The sequence below is a fragment of the Paracoccus sp. (in: a-proteobacteria) genome, assembly GCF_030536915.1.
Classification (GTDB): Bacteria; Pseudomonadota; Alphaproteobacteria; order Rhodobacterales; family Rhodobacteraceae; genus Paracoccus.
The window spans coordinates 13,831-31,040 of record NZ_JAUNPC010000005.1 but is presented as its reverse complement, the minus strand read 5'-3'; the positions used below and the strand labels follow the sequence as shown (position 1 = coordinate 31,040).

Below are 17,210 nucleotides of genomic sequence, written 5' to 3'. Positions count from 1 at the left end.
AAGATGGCCGAGACCGAGCGCAGCCCAGCCCCTTACGGCCATGCAGACCTTGCCCTGATCAAGCGGATCATCCCGCACCGCTATCCCTTCCTGATGATCGACAGGGTCCGGGACATCGTGGCCCATGAAGGCGCGGTCGGGATCAAGTGCGTCACCTCGAACGAGCCGCATTTCCCCGGCCATTTCCCCGACCAGCCGGTGATGCCCGGCGTGCTGATCGTCGAGGCGATGGCGCAGACGGCCGCCATTGTCGTCGGCATCAGCATGGACATGATCGACAAGACCATGCTGACCTATTTCATGGGCATCGACGGCTGCAAGTTCCGCCGCATGGTCCAGCCCGGCGACGTGCTGGAACTGCATGTCCGCGTCAAGCGCCCCGGCGGCAAGATCTGGAAGTTCACCGGGCAGGCCAAGGTCGATGGCCAGATCTGCGCCGAGGCCGAGTTCACCGCGATGATGGCGCCCGCGGATGGCTGACACCGCCATCCACCCTTCGGCCATCGTCGAGACGGGTGCGGAACTGGGGCAAGGCGTCCGCATCGGCCCCTTCTGCCATGTCGGGCCCGAGGTGCGGCTGGCTGACGGGGTCGAGCTGAAATCCCATGTCGTCGTCGCGGGCGACACCGAGATCGGGGCCGAAACGGTCATCTTCCCCTTTGCCTGCATCGGCGGCATCCCTCAGGACCTGAAGTTTCAGGGAGAGCGGACCCGCCTTGTCATCGGCGCCCGCAACCGCATCCGCGAATATGTCACGATGAACCCCGGCACGGCCGGCGGCGGCGGGCTGACGCAGGTCGGCAATGACGGGCTGTTCATGGCAAGCTGCCACGTCGCCCACGACTGCCGGATCGGCGACCGCGTGATCCTGGTCAACAGCGTCGCTGTCGCCGGCCATTGCGTGCTTGAGGACGAGGTGATCGTCGGCGGGTTGTCCGGCATCCACCAGTTCGTCCGCATCGGCCGCGGGGCCATGATCGGGGCCTTGACGATGGTGACGGCGGACGTGCTGCCGCATGCGCTGGTGTCGGGGCCGCGGGGGCAGATGGAGGGGCTGAACCTCGTGGGCCTCAAGCGGCGCGGAGCCGGGCGGGCCGAGATTGCGGCGCTGCGCGAGTTGCTGGCGGCGCTGGGGGCGGGGTCGCTCCGGGATGCCGCGCGCGTGCGTGCCGAAGGCGAGGTCACGCCGATGGAACGCGAGGTGCTGGACTTCATCCTCGGTCCCAGCGAGCGCAGCTTCCTGAAGCCCCTCGCATGACGGGCAGGACCGCGATCATCGCGGGGGAGGGCGCGCTGCCCGCGCTTGTGGCCGAGGCGCTGGAGGCGCCGCTGGTCCATGCGCTGGACGGGTTCGAGCCCGCGATTCCCGCCCGGCCCTTCCGGCTGGAGCGGCTGGTGCCGTTCCTTGACGGCCTGGTGGACCAAGGCGTCACCCGCGTCGTCTTTGCCGGCGCGGTGCGCCGTCCGCGGCTGGACCCCGAGGCATTCGATCCTCGCACCGCCACGCTGGTGCCGCGCTTCCTGTCGGCCATGCAGGGGGGCGACGATGGCGCCCTGCGCGAGTTGATCGCGATCTTCGAGGAATGGGGATTCGAGATCGCGGGCGTCGATGCGATCCGCCCTGATCTTGTCCCCGGCCCCGGCCTGCTGGCCGGAGAGCCCTCGGCCGCCGACAGGGCCGATGCCGAACGCGCGGCGCAGATCCTGGCGGTGACGGGGCCGCTGGATATCGGGCAGGGCTGCGTGGTGGTCCAAGGCCTGTGCCTTGCGTTTGAAACGCTGCCGGGGACCGAGGCGATGCTGGATTTCGCCGCCGCCCATCAGGGGCTGCGTCCCGTGGCGGCAGGCGGGCGCGGGGTGCTTTACAAGGCCCCGAAGCCGATGCAGGACCGCCGCATCGACCTGCCGGCAATCGGCCCGGATACCGTCGCGCAGGCTGCCCGTGCCGGGCTGGCGGGGATCGCCTGGGAAGCGCGGGGCGTGATGCTGCTGGAGCGCGATGCGGCAATCGGCGCCGCCAAGGCTGCGGGGCTGTTCCTGTGGGCGCGGGAGTGACTTGGTATTTGGACCAGAAAGAAGCCCCTGCCGCCTGCTGCAAGGCGGCGGGCAACGGTCGATGAAGGCGTTCCTGATCGCGGGCGAGCCTTCGGGCGACCGTCTGGGCGGGGCGCTGATCGACGGGTTGCGCCAATTGGACCCCTCACTTGAGCTTAAGGGAGTTGGCGGCGAGGCGATGGCCGCGCAGGGGCTGAGCAGCCTGTTTCCCATAGCTGAGCTCAGCCTCATGGGCATCTGGGAGATCCTGCCGAAATACCGCGCGCTCAAGCGTCGGATCGCGGAAACGGCGCGGGCGGTGATCGCGGCGCCGCCGGATGTGCTGGTCACGATCGACAGTCCCGATTTCGGGTTGCGGGTGGCGCGGATCGTGCGGGCCGCGGCGCCGCAGGTCCGCACCGTGCATTACGTCGCGCCCTCGGTCTGGGCATGGCGGCCGGGGCGAGCGGCGAAGATGGCGCAGGTCATCGACCATGTGCTGGCCATTCTTCCCTTCGAGCCGCCGTTGATGCAGGCCGCCGGGATGACCTGCGATTTCGTCGGCCACCCCGTCGTGGCAGAGCCTGTTGCGACAGCTGACGAGGCCGCGGCTTTCCGCACCGCCCATGGCATTGCCGCCGAGGCGCCGCTTGTGCTGTGCCTGCCCGGATCGCGGCGCGGCGAGGTCGGACGGCTCGGCCCCCGCTTCGACGAGGCGCTGATCCGGCTGCGCGACCGGGTGCCCGAGATCCGTGTCGTGCTGCCGACCGTGCCGGGCGTCGCCGACATGCTGGGCGGGATGGCAAGGCGCTGGCCGACCGCGCCGGTGATCGTGCAGGACCAAGCCGACAAGCGCGCGGCATTCGCCGCCGCCGATCTGGCGCTGGCCGCCTCGGGCACGGTCAGCCTGGAACTTGCGGCGAACAGGGTCCCGATGGTGATCGGCTATGACATGGCGCCGGTCAGCCGCGCGCTGATGGGGATGCTGCTGAAGACCGATACGGTGACGCTGGTGAACCTCGTCAGCGGGACCCGCGCGGTGCCCGAATTTCTTGGCAATCACTGCCAACCCGGCCCCATGGCCAGCGCGCTGCTGCGCCTGCTGGACGATCCCGACGCCCGCGCCGAGCAACTGGCCGCGATGGACCTGACGATGCAGCGGCTGGGCCGCGGAGGAGAGCCGCCCGGCCTGCGGGCGGCGCGGTCGGTGATGGCGGCGGTTACAGCGCGGCGGTGATGATCGCCTCGACCCTGTAGTCGGGCGTCGCCAGCTTCGCCTCTCCGGTTGCTCGGGCGGGGCAGTGGCCCTGCGGCACCCAGGTATCCCAGACGGCGTTCATCTCGGCAAAGTCGGCCATGTCGGCCAGCCAGATCTGGGCGGTCAGGATGCGCGTCTTGTCGGTCCCCGCCTCGGCCAGCAGCCGGTCGACCTGCGCCAGCACCTCGCGTGTCTGCTCGGTCACGCTGTTGCCGGGGTTGCCCACCTGCCCGGCCAGATGGACGATGCCGTTGTGGACGACCGCCATGCTCATCCGGGGGCCGCATTCGATCCGCTTGATTTCCGCCATGTTCACGCTCCGTTGATAAGGCGCCAGAAGAATAGTGCCGTCATGCCGAAGCCCACCACCGCGATCAACCCGCGCAGCGCGCTCACCGGCATGAGACGCGCGACAGGCGCCCCGGCGAGGCCCCCGATGATGGCGCCGATGGCAAGGATCAGGCAGGGCAGCCAGGCGATCTGCCCGCCCCAGGCGAAGATCCCCAGGCTGATGGTGGACAGCGCAAAGGACAGCCAGGTCTTGAGGCCGTTCATCGTGTGGATATCCGTCATCCCCCACAACGAGAACAGCGCCAGAAGCACGATCCCGAGACCTCCGTTGAAATAGCCCCCGTAAAGCGCGACCGGCACCATGGTGCCCGCGCCGAAGGCCGTGACCCCGCTGCGGTGGCGCGAGGCGAAGGCCCGCAGTTGCGGCCCTGCCAGGAAGATCAGCGTCGCGGCGAGCAGCAGGAAGGGCACGATGACCGCGAAGGCCTCGTTCGAGGACACCAGCAGCAGCGCCGAGCCCAGGCCCCCGCCCAAAAGCGTCCACAGCGTCAGCCGCATCATGATGTCGCGCGGAATCCGTGCGATCTCGTGCCGGAAGCCGAGCGCGGCGGCGAGATAGCCGGGCAGGGCGGCCACGGTGCTGGTGGCATTGGCGGAAACGACCGGAACGCCGGTGAAGACCAGCGCGGGAAAGACGATGAAGGTGCCGCCCCCCGCCACCGCGTTCAGCATTCCGCCGAGGAACCCGGCGACAAGCAGCAGAAGAAAATCGGTCACGTCGCGTCCTTGCCCTGAAGTCGGCGCAGGGTGGCTAACCTGCCCGGAAACGGCAAGCGGGCTGTGCCGGTGTTTCCGAAGGGCGAAACTTGGGGCGCAGTGATGATGCCGGGGTGGGATGGGGCACGCTGCTGCATCACGGGTTCTGCCATGCACTCGGCGGGTCCTGCGGGTCGCCGGAGGCGAGAGCCAATACGGCGAGGGGCGTTGACAATGTGGCCGTCCCCTCAAATGGCATCGCTGCCCACCCTGGAACTGCGGCGATCCACAAAGGGGGGGCGGTCACATCATCAATGCCGGAAATGCCCTCACCCAGATCGGGGACCTGCACTGCGTCACGTCGATGGCGACAGACGCCCGGATCAACAGTGACTTCTTCACCGGACCACCTTCCCTGAGCGTCAGCCCCGCTGCGCCTCGTCGATCGCATCGAGGACCAGCCTTGCGATCGGCTCGGCCGAGGCGGGGTTCTGGCCGGTGACCAGGTTGCCATCGCGGATGGCGAAGGGCTCGAAATCCGGGCCGGCCTCGATCCTGGCGCCCAGTTCCTTCAGCCGCGTCGTCAGCAGGAACGGGACGGCATCCTCAAGACCCACGGCGCGCTCTTCGCTGTCGGTGAAGGCGGCGACGCGGCGGCCGGCGACGACCGGCGTGCCATCCGCGCGACGGGCGCCCACCAGCCCGGCAGGACCGTGGCAGACGGCAGCGACGACCTTGCCGGCGGCATCAAAGTCGGCCACCAGCTTTGCCAGCGCCTCGCTGTCGGGATAGTCGAACATCGTCCCGTGACCACCCGGCAGGACGATGGCGTCGAAGCCAGAGGTATCCAGCGTATCGAACTGCGGCGTGTCGGCGATGCGGGACTGGAACGCGGAGTCATTCAGGGCGCGTTCCACCGAGGCGTCATTCTCGCCCGCGGGCTTCATGCTGCTGGGGTCTACCGGCACCTTGCCGCCCGCGATCGAGGCAAGCGTCACCTCGGCACCCGCATCGATAAAGGCGTAGAAGGGCGTCGTCAGTTCCTCGAGCCAGAGGCCCGTGGGCTTGTCGCTGCCGGTCATGGTGGCGGCAGAAGTGGCGATGATGAGGATGCGCGGTCTGGTCTGCATGGTGGGGTGCCTTTTTCAACGGATCGCTTGAAAGCGGGGTTTGTGCCTGCATCATCCGGCACCGGACCGAAGTCCAGCTGCCTGGCGGTCAGGGCGGATCGGCGGGCGCGGACAAGGCGTCTATCGCAGGGCGGCGCAGCGGCCCGGCCATGGTCAGGTCTGCGCCGTCATTCCGGCACCTTCTGGCCGATGGTGGCGGAGACGGCGGGCTTCTGCGGCTCGCTGATGGGCGCGGCTTCCTCGCCGGTCAGCCGCTCGGCCACCTCGGCCGCAAGCGTTTCCAGCAGCCGCAGTTCCTCGTCGTCCAGTTCGCGCACCTCGTCGTGGATCAGGCACAAGGCGCCCAGAACGACGCCGTCGGCCTGCCGCACCGGCGCGGCGGCCAGCGCCCGCGCGGACCAGCGGTGCAGGATCTGGTTTTCCGACAGCCGGGGGTCGCGCTCGATGTCGGGCACCATCAGCGGCCCGGCATCGGCCAGAAGCCCCGCCGACAGGGGCGCGCCCGCGGGCAGCAGGATCAGGTCCCGCCCGTCGGTCGTCCGCGCGCCGGGCAGGTCGCGGCTGGCGCCGATCACCAGTTCATGGTCGCCCTCGAGGGCGACGATCACGGCGGTCTTCATGTCGAACACATCGGCGGCCCGGAGCGCGTAGTCGTTCAGGTCCTCGCGCAGATCGGGGTCCTCGAGCTTCACGCCCCGCAGGGTCTCGTTCCGCAGCGTGGCCGCCTGCGGGTCCTGCACGAGCTCGACCCCGGCACCCGCCGCGTCCTTCGCCAAGAGGGCAATGCGCCCCACGGTTTCCTTGATCGAGGCCACCACCGCATCGGCGCCCAAGGCCTCGCGCCGCCGCTTGTCAAGGGCGTCGGCCGGCACGCCCCAGAGGCCGAGCACGACCTTGACATCCGGCCAGCGGGCGCGGATGCGGCGGGTGAGGTTCCGGGCGGCGGCGTCCGGCTCGCGGCTGAAGAAGCTCAGCAGGACGACCTGCACCCCTTCGAGTTCAAGCCCCGCGACATAGCGCGAGGTGACGCTGCCCGCGGCCCGCACCACCGCGGGCAGCCCGTCAAGCTGCAGGCTGTGGGCCAGCATCTCGCAGGCCTGGCGGTCGATCTCCCACTTGCCGGCGATGCAGGCGACGCGGGGGGCCGCGCCTTCCGGCAGGTCGGCGGGATATTCGCCGCGGATATGTTCCAGCAGCTCGTCCATGCCATTGGCGATCCGCAGCCGGTGCTCGGCGCGGGCGTTGTTGATATAGTCGATGCTGGCCTGCCGCAGCACCTCCATCCCCTCGTCGTTGTAGAACTCGGTCACGGATTCCTCCTCGATCACGTCCTCGGCGATGTCGATGGCGTCATCGGGGTCGTTGGCGATGAGTCGCTGGTAGATGCGCGTCTCGCGACTGAGCGCGGGACTGGACCCGAGCAGCGTTTCGAGGATGGACAACTGCGGGATATAGCGGCCCACGACCAGCAGGCAGACGGTCAGGGGCGTGGACAGGACCAGCCCGATCGGTCCCCAGATCGCGGTCCAGAAGGTCGCGGCCGCGATCAGCGACAGGACCGACAGCCCCGTGCTGGTGCCGTAAAGCAGCGGCTCGATGATGTTGTTCGACACCAGTTCCAACACAAGGATCAGCCCGGCCGTCATCAGCACCATGTTCCAGCCCGGATCGACCGCAAAGGCGAGGCTGAGCGGGAAGACCGCCGACAGGATCGGCCCGACATAGGGGATGAAGCGCATCACGGCGGCCAGCGTCCCCCACAGGATCCAGCCCGGCACCCCGATGGCCCACAATCCCAGCGCCATCGGGATCGCGTAGGTGACGTTCACCACAAGCTGCATCAGCAGGTATTTCGAGATGCGCTTGCTGGCTTCCTCCAGCGCGTCGGTGGAGCGGTAGATGTTGCCGCCCAGCATCCTCAGCAGCCGGTCGCGCAGGTCGCCCTGGTCGAGCAGGATCAGCACCACGAAGACCAGCACGATGCCCGCCGTGGCCACCGGCGCAAGCAGCGGCGACAGCCACAGCATCGCGGTCGCGAAGGGCGAGACCGGCTCGGCGATGACGCGGACGCGCTGGGGGGCAATGTCGTTCTCGTCGCCATCGCCGACGACCTCGGCCACTTCCTGCTGGACGGTGTCCACGGTCTGCAGCGCGCCTTCCAGGAAACCCGGCCCTTCCATCTGCGCGCCGAGGTCCTTGATCTTGGCGCGGATGGTGGATTGGTAGGTTGGCAGTTCGGCGCTGAGCGAGCGCACCTGCACGGCGACCACGGTGCCCAGCGCGCCCAGAACCGACAGCACCAGCCCCATGGCCAGCGCGACAGCAAGGATGCGCGACAGCCCATGGCGGACCAGCCACTGCACCAGCGGTCCCAGCACGAAGCTGATGAGAAAGGCGACAGCCAGCGGGATCAGCACCACCTGCCCGAAATAAAGCGCGGCGATCAGGATGGCCGCGATCACCAGTCCCGCGGCAAGGCGCAGGACATCGGTCTGCTGGGGCTGGGATGACGGCTCGGTGCCGGGTGTTGGAAGGGGCAGGATCACATGGGCACCGCAGGGCTGAGGGTTTGTGCAGCCGCAACGCAATGTTGAAGCAAGTGGTTCACGCGCCACATTGCAGGAAAGACGCTTGAAGGGCGCAGCCCCGCCTCAGGCCACCCGAGGTTCCGCTTGGGCAAACGGTTCCGGCCCGGGCGGTCACCATTCCCAGTGAGGCTGCCCGGCTGCGGAGGGCACGCGCCGGGGCGGCGGTCAATGCCTTTCAGGCTATCAGACAAGACCGGCGGCGTTATCGACAGAAACCGGGTGTTCAGCCCCCGCATCTGGTGAACCGGGTTGAGGATGAATCCCTCCGGCTCTGAGGTCCAGACCTTGCAGATGTATTCGCAGGGCATAAGGAGTTCAGCGTCTTGAGCCGACGCGCAAAGTTGCAGTCGGCCATGAAGTCGGCGAGGTGCGCCGGCCCCGGCCCCGGCCGCAGGCGCCGATCCCTGCGGAAGCCGGAACGGGGAAGGGGAGGGCGAGAATGGATGGCGCATGGACCGTCGCTGCAGGCCAGGGGGCCGGACGCGCATGCCCGGTTCATGGCCGGCCCCTCGGCTGCGGGGGTAGCCGGTGCCGACAGGCTCGACGCCGCCGGCTGTCGGCACCCCGCCGCGGGCATGACGTCCTCGACAGTGACGGCAGGATTTCTGCCGGTGCTGGTATCCTGTGCCGGCGCTCTGCTGATCCATCTGCAGGCGGCGCGAGCGATGGGGTTTGACGATGCGGCATTCTCGCCTTGGGTGATGGCCATCTCTGTCCCGGCGGGCGTCACCGGCATCGCGTTGGGCCTGCTGACCCGCGCGCCCATCGTCACGGCCTGGTCCGCACCGGGGACGGTGCTGCTGATCTCGACCGGGTCGGGGATGCCCTTCTCGGACGTCGTCGGCGCCAATGTCGTGGCGGCGCTGGTCATCCTGACCTTGGGGGTCACGGGACTGTTCGGCCGGATCGTGGCGGCGATCCCGAAGCCAGTCGCCATCGGCATGATCGCGGACGTCCTGTCTGGCTGCGGCTTGTGGGCCATGGGCTGGCCCTTGGCCGTGTTCAGCAGAGGGAAAAGTTGGTGGGGCGGGAGGGGATCGAACCCCCGGCCAACGGCGTGTAAAGCCGTCGCTCTACCGCTGAGCTACCGCCCCGCTGCCCGGTTCAATGGACCGTCGGCATGATGGTGTAAAGGGCCTGCGCCTGATGAACGCAGGGGGAACGCCAAGGCGGACCTGCGGAATTTCTGCCCCATCCGAACCGCATGTCCTGACCGTTCTTCCCCGGCTCGGATGGCAGGGGCAGGGCCAAGTCAGGCAGGTAAAAGAAAAGGACCGCCTGCGCTGGTGCGGACGGTCCTGAATGATGGTGGGCGATAACGGATTTGAACCGCTGACATCTTCGATGTGAACGAAGCGCTCTACCGCTGAGCTAATCGCCCGGTGCCGCGCTAGATAGCGCCCTCGAATACCAACGGCAAGCCCTTTCTGCGAGAGTCACGACCTGTGCGGGGCGCAGATCTGGACCCCCGATAAGCCTGCCGTTTTCCCGCAACTCGACCGCGCTTGGTGGAAAGAGGGCGGTCCAGTGGCTTGCCTTTCATGACTGTGCATCGCGCATGGTTCGGTCGCATCTTGATGGACATCGCAGATCCGTGCGCGAGAGGCGGTCCTCCCGGACCGCCACATGGGCGAGGCCGCTGCGCTTGTGCAGGACCTTGGCTTGGACAGCAAGATCATGCGGCGCGGGATATGGACTAGAACTTTATCGCAAGACACCTCGCGGCGACCACGACAGAAGCTGTCCTTCCATCATTCTCCAAAGAGGGCAGCCTTGGAACCCATGGCAAGGCGGCAAACCATCACGGATCGGAACAGATCGTTTTCCGATCCGGGTTTCACTAAGCGTTGGCAGCAGCCGCGCCGCATGGAACAGGCTTTCGCCCGCTGCGTGCAAACGGAAACACGCGCCCCATTGGGGGCGCGTGTCTGCATTTTCGTCACCGCTTTCCCAGCGAGTCAGTGGGCGGTCGGGCCGCTCAGAGGAAGATCGGCGCGCAGGGCGGCAAGGCGCTTGACCTCGGCGGCCTCGTAGGCAGCCTCGTCCCATTCCACCGGCTCGGGCATCCGCACCAGCGCGTGGCGCAGCACCTCGCGGACGTTCGAGACGGGGATGATGGTCAGCCCCTCCTTTACGTTCGCCGGGATGTCGGCCAAGTCCTTCTCATTCTCCTCGGGGATCAGCACCGTCTTGATGCCGCCCCGAAGCGCCGCGAGAAGCTTTTCCTTCAGCCCGCCGATGGCCAGCGCGTTGCCGCGCAGCGTGACCTCGCCGGTCATGGCGATGTCCTTGCGGACCGGGATGCCGGTCATCACCGACACGACCGACGTCACCATCGCCAGACCCGCCGAGGGGCCGTCCTTCGGGGTCGCCCCCTCGGGCACGTGGACGTGGATGTCGCGCTTGGAGAACTCGGGCGGGCTGATGCCCAGTTCGGGCGCAACCGAGCGGACGAAGCTTGCCGCCGCATCGATCGATTCCTTCATCACGTCGCCCAGTTTCCCGGTCGTCTTCATGACGCCCTTGCCGGGCAGCTTCAGCGCCTCGATCTGCAGCAGGTCGCCGCCCGCCTGGGTATAGGCAAGGCCCGTCACCACGCCGACCTGATCCTCTTTCTCGGCCAAGCCATAGCGGAAGCGGCGGACGCCGAGATATTCCTCGGCCTTCTCGGGCGTGACCTCGACCGACGTGACCTTGCCCTTGAGGATCTCGGTCACGGCCTTACGGGCCAGCTTGGCGATCTCGCGCTCAAGGCTCCGAACCCCGGCCTCCCGCGTGTAGTAGCGGATGACATGGGTCAGCGCCTCGTCCGAAACCGAGAACTCGCCCTTCCTCAGACCGTTCGCCTTGATCTGCTTGGGCAGCAGGTGCTGGCGCGCGATCTCGCGCTTCTCGTCCTCGGTGTAGCCGGCCAGCGGGATGATCTCCATCCGGTCCAGCAGTGGCCCTGGCATGTTGTAGCTGTTGGCCGTGGTGATGAACATCACGTTCGACAGGTCGTATTCCACCTCAAGATAGTGGTCCACGAAGGTCGCGTTCTGTTCCGGGTCCAGTACCTCGAGCATCGCCGACGCCGGATCGCCACGGAAGTCCTGACCCATCTTGTCGATCTCATCCAGCAGGATGAGCGGATTCGTGGTCTTGGCCTTCTTCAGCGCCTGGATGATCTTGCCGGGCATCGAGCCGATATAGGTCCGGCGGTGACCGCGGATCTCGGATTCGTCACGCACGCCGCCAAGCGAGATGCGGATGAACTCGCGCCCCGTGGCTTTCGCCACCGAACGGCCGAGCGAGGTCTTGCCGACGCCGGGCGGGCCGACGAGGCAGAGGATCGGGCCTTTCAGCTTGTCCGAGCGGTTCTGCACGGCAAGATACTCGACGATCCGTTCCTTGACCTTTTCAAGGCCGTAGTGGTCGGCGTCCAGCACCCGTTCGGCGGCCGCAAGGTCACGCTTGGTGCGCGACTTCACGCCCCAAGGCAGCGACAGCAGCCAGTCGAGATAGTTGCGGCTGACCGTAGCCTCGGCCGACATCGGCGACATCGACTTCAGCTTCTTCAGCTCGGCCTGCGCCTTTTCGCGCGCCTCTTTGCTGAACTTGGTCTTCTCGATCTTCTCTTCCAGCTCGGCGAGTTCGTTCTGGCCTTCATCGCCATCGCCCAGCTCGCGCTGGATCGCCTTCATCTGCTCGTTGAGGTAATACTCGCGCTGCGTCTTCTCCATCTGGGTCTTGACGCGGGACTTGATCTTCTTCTCGACCTGCAGGACCGACATCTCGCCCTGCATCAGGCCATAGACCTTCTCAAGCCGCTCGGCGACGTTCAGCGTTTCCAGCAGTTCCTGCTTGCGGGCCACGTCGATCCCCAGGTGCCCCGACACGAGGTCGGCCAGCCGGTGCGCGTCGCGCGCCTCGGCGACCGAGGTCACGGCTTCCTCGGGGATATTCTTGCGGACCTTGACGTAGCGCTCGAACTCTTCCGCAACGGTGCGGATCAGGGCGGTGACGCTTTCGGCGTCACCCTCGGTCTCGGCCAGCGGTTCCGCAGAGGCCTGGAAGTAATCCTCGTTTTCGGTGAAGCCGGTGATCCGCACGCGCTTCTGCCCCTCGACAAGCACCTTCACAGTGCCATCGGGCAGCTTGAGCAACTGCAGGACATTGGCCAGCACGCCGGTGGTGAAGATGCCGTCCGTCTCGGGCTCGTCCACCGAGGCATCCTTCTGGGCGGCCAGAAGGATGGGACGATCGGCCTCCATCACGGCCTCCAGCGCGCGGACCGACTTTTCGCGGCCCACGAACAGCGGCACGATCATGTGGGGGAAGACCACGATGTCGCGCAGCGGAAGCACCGGATAGGTAGCCTGGGTCGTGTCGTTCATGAAACATCCTTTCGTGCCCGGACCGGCGGCCCCCAAAAGAACAGGCAGCGCGCCGGGCCTGCTTGGGACATATCTAGGAACCGCAGGCTTGTGCTGCAATGGCCCATCCGGGGACGCCGCGTTCCGACCTTCGGGGCATTTTATCGATGAGGATGGTGCCGAGCACATGGCTCAGCGGGGGATCACGATCTCGGCCCTGAGGCCGCCCAGCCGGGCATCGCTGAGGCGCAATTCGCCCCCATGGGCGCGGGCGATGTCGGCGGCGATGGCGAGCCCCAGGCCCGCCCCCTGTCCTCGGTCCTGGTTGCGGGCCGCATCCAGCCGCACGAAGGGCCGGACCGCTTCCTCGCGCCGCCCGGGGGGGATGCCGGGGCCGTCATCCTCGACCGCGATGCGCAGGCTGCGCGAGGTCAGGACGGCCTCGAGTTCGGCGCGCGAGCCGTAGCGGACGGCGTTGCCGACCAGGTTCTCGATCGCGCGGCGCAGCGCTTGGGGGCGGATGACGGCGGTGGCGTCAGGACTGTCCGAATGGAAGCGGGCCAGCCTGACGGGCTGGCCGCCACGCTGCGCGTCGCCCACGATCCCGTCCATGAACTCGCGCATGGCCACCGTCTCGGGTCCGCCATCCTGCGCCTCGGTCCGTGCGTGGTCCAGGAAGGCGTCGATCATCGTCCCCATCTCGGCCACGTCGCGTTCCATGTCGGCGATCTCGTCGCGTTCGGGGGGCAGGTCGGGGCCGAGCATGGACAGTCCCAGCCGCAGGCGCGTCAGCGGCGTCCGCAGGTCATGGCTGATCCCCGACAGCATCATCCTGCGCTGTTCGTTCTGCCGCTCGATCCGGGCCCGCATCTCGACAAAGGCGCGGCCGGCGCTGCGGACCTCGGACGCCCCCGCGGGACGATAGGGCTTGACCTGCCCGCGGCCGTAGGCGTCCGCCGCATCGGCCAGCCGCCGGATCGGGCGCAACTGGTTGCGCAGGAAAACCGACGCGATGGCCGTCATCAGCAGCGACGTCGCCACCATCAGGACCAGCAACTGATGCGGGTTCGAGGGCGTCAGCCGCCGGCGCGGCAATTCCAGCAGGAAGGGGCGGGGGCCGCCCACCAGCACCCTGACCCGCCGCAGGTCCCACAGGTCCACCGCCTCGACCGCGGGCAGGCGCCGGTGCATGTCGGCGATGACCACCCGGCCCGAAAAATCGTAGAACCGGCGCCGCTCCTCGACCGTCCTGGACGGAGGCAGTTCCAGAGTCAGGCCCAGCGGCACCGCGATCTCCTGTCCCGCGATCAGGGCCTGCGGGCCGTCGGGAGCCGACAGCACGCGGTCGGTGACCAGCGCGACCTCGGCCGCGGCTGTTTCCACCATCTGCTGGGTCACATCCTCGAAATGCCGCTGCAGGAACATGACCGTGACGACCAGCGTGATCACCACCACCGGCAGGAACAGGATCAGCGCCGCCCGCCCGTAAAGGCCGCGCGGCAGAAGATGCTTGAGCCAACTGGAAACCATGCTCACCTCGCTTGCGTCCGGCCCGGCGCCGGTCCAGCCTAGGGGGATGAGCGAGACAGCGAAAGTGCGGGTGCTGTGCGCCCCGAACCCCTCGGCCATGACCGGGCCGGGGACCAACAGCTTCCTGATCGGCGAGGACGAGGTCGCGGTGATCGACCCCGGCCCGGACGATCCCGGCCATATCCAGGCGATCCTCGACACCGCCGAGGGGCGGATCTCGCACATCCTGCTGACCCACGCGCATCTGGACCACTCGGCCGGCGTCGCGCGGCTGGCGCAGGCCACGGGCGCCCCGGTCTTCGCCTTCGGTCCCGCTGACGCCGGCCGCTCTCCCACGATGGAGCGGCTGGCCGCGTCCGGGCTGGTCGCAGGCGGCGAGGGCATCGACGCCGCCTTCCAGCCCGACATCGTCCTGCGCCATGGCGAGGTCCTGCAATCCTCGGACTGGCGCATCGAGGCCCTGCACACCCCCGGCCACATCGGCAGCCACCTGAGCTTCCGCCTTGGCGACGCCATCTTCTGCGGCGATCTGGTGATGGGATGGAGCACGACGCTGATCTCTCCCCCCGACGGGGATCTGGTGGATTTCCTGCGCTCGCTGGACCTGCTGGGGCGGCTTGCCCCCCGCATCCTTTATCCCGCCCATGGCGACCCGATCACCGAGCCTTTGGCCCGGCTTGCCGAGCTTGCCGCCCACCGCCGCGCCCGCAGCGCCCAGATCATGGCCGCGCTGGGTCCCGCCCCCCGCACCGCGCACGACCTTGCCGCCCGCATCTACGACATTCCGCCCGCCCTGATGCCCGCCGCCGAGCGCAACGTGCTGGCCCATCTGCTGGCCTTGTGGGATCTGGGCGCGGTCCTCTGCGAAGGCCCGCCCGCCGCCGGTGCGGTCTGGTGCATCGCCTGATGACCAACGGACAAAATTCTTCCAGAAGCCTCTGGACGCCCCGGTAGCCGAGTGCTAGATGCCCTCCCGTGTTCCGGCGTAGCTCAGCGGTAGAGCAGTTGACTGTTAATCAATTGGTCGTAGGTTCGATCCCTACCGCCGGAGCCAAAAAATCCAATGATATCACCTGTGTCGAAGCGGGCGGCCTAAGGTCGCCCTTCTCGATTTTGCGCTTGGGTAATCCTCGGGGTAACGGATGACGGTCAAGAATGAGCTTGCCAGCGCGGTTCGCACGCACGTTGAAAAGCTCATCTACTTCAAGCTTGGTGCCTCGGGCGCCTGCATCGCGTATGCAATGTCCCTCACCGACGCCATACCGTTGCGCTTCCCGCACATCTTGATCCTCATGGCCCTGATCTCATGGGGTGGCTCGTTTCTGACAGGTCACAGGGCGCTCAAAGCATTGGAAGGGATTATCCAGACAAATTACAACTTCGTCGATATGGGGGAACAGGTGCCACCCGAATTGCACCCGGACCTCAAAGATTTCATCGGCAGCACAGAGTTTGTCCCGAGGCAGCGCAGGCTGGATTGGTGGTCCGGCGTCCAGACTTTCTTATTGGTGTTAGGTGCCGCCTTAGTGTTCGCTTGGCGCGTCGCGATGGCGTATCAATAGCAAAACCAAGGGCAGCGCCATTGTCCCCGAATCCTGAACGCCGCGCTTGCCGCCATGACGAAGGCAGGCCGCATCCTGACGGTGTTACAGGGCACTAACCGTCATGTCCGGCGCGTCGGGTCTGTTTCCCAAGGCGCGCCACCCTATCCGATCATAGCCGCGTCTTGAGGAACGCCAGGACAGCGGCCTTTCACTCGATAACGCGGTGCCCGCTGGTCGGGCTTTACTGGGTGGCACCTGCAATTGCGGCATGGGTCTTCGCAGTTCTGGAAACTTCGGCCCCCGCCCATGCCATCTCCGATGTCCGGCCACTTGCCTTCGGTCCCACGAAGGCTGAAAGGGGCGCCTCAGGGCATCGGCACGCGCGGGCCGCCGTGGCCGGGGCGGTCCATCTGCGCCCATTCGGGCACCCAGCCCATCCACTCGATCATCCCGATCGCCATCACGGCCGCCACGATCGCCGCGACCATGGCCGCCTGACGCGCCGAAGGCGGGTTGCGGACCCACCGCGCCGCCCGCATCAGCCAGATCATGTTGTTCATCCTGCTCGACCTCTGTTAGACAAGCCCCGCCTGACGCCGAAGGACCGCTTGTGCCCCGCCACGCCGAAACGAAAGTGCTGCCCTATACCGCGCAGCAGATGTATGACCTCGTCGCGGATGTTGAAAGCTATCCGAACTTCCTGCCGTGGAACACCGCGGCCCGCATCCGCTCGCGCCAGCAGCAGCCCGACGGGTCCGAGGTGATCGAGGCCGACCTGGTCATCAGCTTCAAGGTCTTCCGCGAACGCTTCGGCAGCCGGGTCACGCTGTTTCCCGACGAAAAGCGCATCGACACCCGCTATCTCGACGGCCCCTTCACCCACCTGCACAGCGAATGGGACTTCGCCGACCGTCCCCAGGGCGGCTGCGAGGTCAAGTTCTTCGTGGATTTCGAGTTCCGCAACGCGCTTCTGGGAAAGGTGATCGGCGTCGTCTTCGGCGAGGCCATGCACCGCATCGTCCGCGCCTTCGAGGAACGGGCGAAGAAGCTCTACGGCGCGGGTCGGGCGGCGGATTCCCACAGGGCGTAATCCTCGGCCAGCGCCGCGCGCAGCCGGGCGGCGGTCTCCTCGCTCAGCGCCATGTCGGCGGGGGGCGAGACGTTGACGCGGTTCAGCTTCAGCGTGGTCTGCAGCGCCTCCTCGAAGAATCGCAGCACCGCGTCCATCTGCTCGTACTGGAACAGCAGGTCGGGGCCGCGCTTGCCGGGCGCGGGCGACAGGAATCCCGACTGCCGCCCAAGCGCCGCATAGGGGGGACGGTCGTCCGACAGGTAGTCCTGCACGAAGCCTTCGAAGCTGATGCCGAAGGTGCTGTTGGGCTGCCCCACCACCTGCGGCCGCTGGCGATAGCGATACCAGCTGCCCAACCAGTCGGTCGGCTCGCGCAGGATGGCGGCGACCCTGAACCGCTCGCCGGGAATGTTGCGCAGCAGCGGCTCGATCCGCAGGTTGTACTGGCTCATGGTCAGGTGCTTGATCTCGGGGCGGGATCGCAGGACGATTTCTGCCTTCGGCGCCAGCGCGGCTTCCAGCGCGGTGGTCCCGGTCTTCGGGATCGACAGCAGCACGAGGCGGGGGGCGACGAAACCCAGCATGGCGGACCTTTCCTGTTGCCCGCGGTATCCTTGCGGCCGGGCCGCTTGGCAAGTGCGTCCGGCCGTGG

At 67.4% G+C, this 17,210-nt stretch carries 15 protein-coding genes, 3 tRNA genes and 2 pseudogenes; 9 read left to right on the top strand and 11 right to left on the bottom strand.

Features of this window, described 5'->3' with window-relative positions; genetic code table 11:
• Positions 1-3 precede the first annotated feature (3 nt).
• The 4 genes from fabZ to lpxB all read left to right on the top strand — a co-directional run bounded on the left by fabZ (position 4) and on the right by lpxB (position 3,271).
• Positions 4-480 (top strand): 3-hydroxyacyl-ACP dehydratase FabZ, encoded by a 477-nt coding sequence (fabZ, locus tag Q4F04_RS01950; protein ID WP_303368153.1) that lies wholly within the window; start codon positions 4-6, stop codon positions 478-480.
• Entirely contained in the window at positions 473-1,258 is a 786-nt protein-coding gene (lpxA, locus tag Q4F04_RS01945) for an acyl-ACP--UDP-N-acetylglucosamine O-acyltransferase (RefSeq protein ID WP_303368152.1), read from the top strand. Before fabZ ends, lpxA begins: the two co-directional genes overlap by 8 nt.
• Positions 1,255-2,055 carry an LpxI family protein gene (locus tag Q4F04_RS01940; protein ID WP_303368151.1) on the top strand — a complete coding sequence of 267 codons (801 nt, stop codon included), beginning with the start codon at positions 1,255-1,257 and terminating at the stop codon, positions 2,053-2,055. Before lpxA ends, Q4F04_RS01940 begins: the two co-directional genes overlap by 4 nt.
• 61 nt (positions 2,056-2,116) lie before the next feature.
• Entirely contained in the window at positions 2,117-3,271 is a 1,155-nt protein-coding gene (gene lpxB, locus Q4F04_RS01935; protein WP_303368150.1) for a lipid-A-disaccharide synthase, read from the top strand.
• On the opposite strand, the gene Q4F04_RS01930 is transcribed toward lpxB, so the two are convergent.
• The 5 genes and pseudogenes from Q4F04_RS01930 to Q4F04_RS01910 all read right to left on the bottom strand — a co-directional run.
• Entirely contained in the window at positions 3,255-3,602 is a 348-nt protein-coding gene (locus Q4F04_RS01930) for a RidA family protein (RefSeq protein WP_303368149.1), read from the bottom strand. The genes lpxB and Q4F04_RS01930 overlap by 17 nt on opposite strands.
• Positions 3,603-3,604: 2 nt before the next feature.
• Positions 3,605-4,360, bottom strand: coding sequence for a sulfite exporter TauE/SafE family protein (locus Q4F04_RS01925; protein ID WP_303368148.1), 756 nt, complete (start codon positions 4,358-4,360; stop codon positions 3,605-3,607).
• A 401-nt stretch (positions 4,361-4,761) separates the two neighbouring features.
• Entirely contained in the window at positions 4,762-5,469 is a 708-nt protein-coding gene (locus Q4F04_RS01920) for a type 1 glutamine amidotransferase domain-containing protein (RefSeq protein ID WP_303368147.1), read from the bottom strand.
• 167 nt (positions 5,470-5,636) lie between these two features.
• The gene (locus Q4F04_RS01915) at positions 5,637-8,015 is read right to left on the bottom strand and encodes an AI-2E family transporter (RefSeq protein WP_303368146.1); all 2,379 of its coding nucleotides are present in this window, start codon (positions 8,013-8,015) and stop codon (positions 5,637-5,639) included.
• 260 nt (positions 8,016-8,275) lie between these two features.
• Positions 8,276-8,427 (bottom strand): annotated as a pseudogene (locus Q4F04_RS01910) (IS481 family transposase); the annotation flags it as partial.
• Here Q4F04_RS01910 and Q4F04_RS15985 point away from each other — a divergent pair.
• Positions 8,411-9,019 (top strand): annotated as a pseudogene (locus Q4F04_RS15985) (benzoate/H(+) symporter BenE family transporter); the annotation flags it as partial. The pseudogenes Q4F04_RS01910 and Q4F04_RS15985 overlap by 17 nt on opposite strands.
• A 57-nt stretch (positions 9,020-9,076) precedes the next feature.
• On the opposite strand, the gene Q4F04_RS01905 reads toward Q4F04_RS15985, so the two are convergent.
• The 4 genes from Q4F04_RS01905 to Q4F04_RS01890 all read right to left on the bottom strand — a co-directional run bounded on the left by Q4F04_RS01905 (position 9,077) and on the right by Q4F04_RS01890 (position 13,942).
• Positions 9,077-9,151, bottom strand: a tRNA-Val gene (locus Q4F04_RS01905).
• Positions 9,152-9,363: 212 nt separating this feature from the next.
• Positions 9,364-9,438: transfer RNA gene (locus Q4F04_RS01900), tRNA-Val, on the bottom strand.
• A 577-nt stretch (positions 9,439-10,015) separates the two neighbouring features.
• Positions 10,016-12,433 carry an endopeptidase La gene (gene lon / locus Q4F04_RS01895; protein WP_303368145.1) on the bottom strand — a complete coding sequence of 806 codons (2,418 nt, stop codon included), beginning with the start codon at positions 12,431-12,433 and terminating at the stop codon, positions 10,016-10,018.
• A 171-nt stretch (positions 12,434-12,604) separates the two neighbouring features.
• Positions 12,605-13,942, bottom strand: a complete 1,338-nt coding sequence (locus Q4F04_RS01890; RefSeq protein ID WP_303368189.1) for an ATP-binding protein — start codon at positions 13,940-13,942, stop codon at positions 12,605-12,607.
• A 46-nt stretch (positions 13,943-13,988) separates the two neighbouring features.
• Here Q4F04_RS01890 and Q4F04_RS01885 point away from each other — a divergent pair, with 46 nt between their 5' ends.
• From Q4F04_RS01885 to Q4F04_RS01875, 3 genes are all read left to right on the top strand, one after another.
• Entirely contained in the window at positions 13,989-14,849 is an 861-nt protein-coding gene (locus Q4F04_RS01885) for an MBL fold metallo-hydrolase (protein WP_303368144.1), read from the top strand.
• Between the two features lie 72 nt (positions 14,850-14,921).
• A tRNA-Asn gene (locus tag Q4F04_RS01880) sits at positions 14,922-14,996 on the top strand.
• A gap of 88 nt (positions 14,997-15,084) precedes the next feature.
• Positions 15,085-15,504, top strand: a complete 420-nt coding sequence (locus Q4F04_RS01875) for a hypothetical protein (RefSeq protein ID WP_303368143.1) — start codon at positions 15,085-15,087, stop codon at positions 15,502-15,504.
• A 347-nt stretch (positions 15,505-15,851) separates the two neighbouring features.
• On the opposite strand, the gene Q4F04_RS01870 is transcribed toward Q4F04_RS01875, so the two are convergent.
• Entirely contained in the window at positions 15,852-16,046 is a 195-nt protein-coding gene (locus tag Q4F04_RS01870) for a hypothetical protein (protein WP_303368142.1), read from the bottom strand.
• Between the two features lie 50 nt (positions 16,047-16,096).
• Here Q4F04_RS01870 and Q4F04_RS01865 point away from each other — a divergent pair, with 50 nt between their 5' ends.
• Entirely contained in the window at positions 16,097-16,576 is a 480-nt protein-coding gene (locus Q4F04_RS01865) for a type II toxin-antitoxin system RatA family toxin (protein WP_303368141.1), read from the top strand.
• Here the strand turns inward: Q4F04_RS01865 and Q4F04_RS01860 are convergent.
• On the bottom strand, positions 16,537-17,142 hold the full coding sequence (locus Q4F04_RS01860; protein ID WP_303368140.1) for a gamma-glutamyl kinase: 606 nt from the start codon (positions 17,140-17,142) through the stop codon (positions 16,537-16,539). The genes Q4F04_RS01865 and Q4F04_RS01860 overlap by 40 nt on opposite strands.
• Positions 17,143-17,210 lie beyond the last annotated feature (68 nt).

Excerpts from the sequence above, each read along its gene's own strand:
- lpxB (WP_303368150.1), top strand. The coding sequence starts at position 2,117 with ATGAAGGCGTTCCTGATCGCGGGCGAGCCTTCGGGCGACCGTCTGGGC.
- Q4F04_RS01930 (WP_303368149.1), bottom strand. The coding sequence starts at position 3,602 with ATGGCGGAAATCAAGCGGATCGAATGCGGCCCCCGGATGAGCATGGCG.
- Q4F04_RS01860 (WP_303368140.1), bottom strand. The coding sequence starts at position 17,142 with ATGCTGGGTTTCGTCGCCCCCCGCCTCGTGCTGCTGTCGATCCCGAAG.
- Q4F04_RS01890 (WP_303368189.1), bottom strand. The coding sequence starts at position 13,942 with ATGGTTTCCAGTTGGCTCAAGCATCTTCTGCCGCGCGGCCTTTACGGG.
- Q4F04_RS01870 (WP_303368142.1), bottom strand. The coding sequence starts at position 16,046 with ATGAACAACATGATCTGGCTGATGCGGGCGGCGCGGTGGGTCCGCAAC.
- Q4F04_RS01875 (WP_303368143.1), top strand. The coding sequence starts at position 15,085 with ATGACGGTCAAGAATGAGCTTGCCAGCGCGGTTCGCACGCACGTTGAA.
- lon (WP_303368145.1), bottom strand. The coding sequence starts at position 12,433 with ATGAACGACACGACCCAGGCTACCTATCCGGTGCTTCCGCTGCGCGAC.
- Q4F04_RS01920 (WP_303368147.1), bottom strand. The coding sequence starts at position 5,469 with ATGCAGACCAGACCGCGCATCCTCATCATCGCCACTTCTGCCGCCACC.
- Q4F04_RS01885 (WP_303368144.1), top strand. The coding sequence starts at position 13,989 with ATGAGCGAGACAGCGAAAGTGCGGGTGCTGTGCGCCCCGAACCCCTCG.
- Q4F04_RS01940 (WP_303368151.1), top strand. The coding sequence starts at position 1,255 with ATGACGGGCAGGACCGCGATCATCGCGGGGGAGGGCGCGCTGCCCGCG.
- fabZ (WP_303368153.1), top strand. The coding sequence starts at position 4 with ATGGCCGAGACCGAGCGCAGCCCAGCCCCTTACGGCCATGCAGACCTT.
- lpxA (WP_303368152.1), top strand. The coding sequence starts at position 473 with ATGGCTGACACCGCCATCCACCCTTCGGCCATCGTCGAGACGGGTGCG.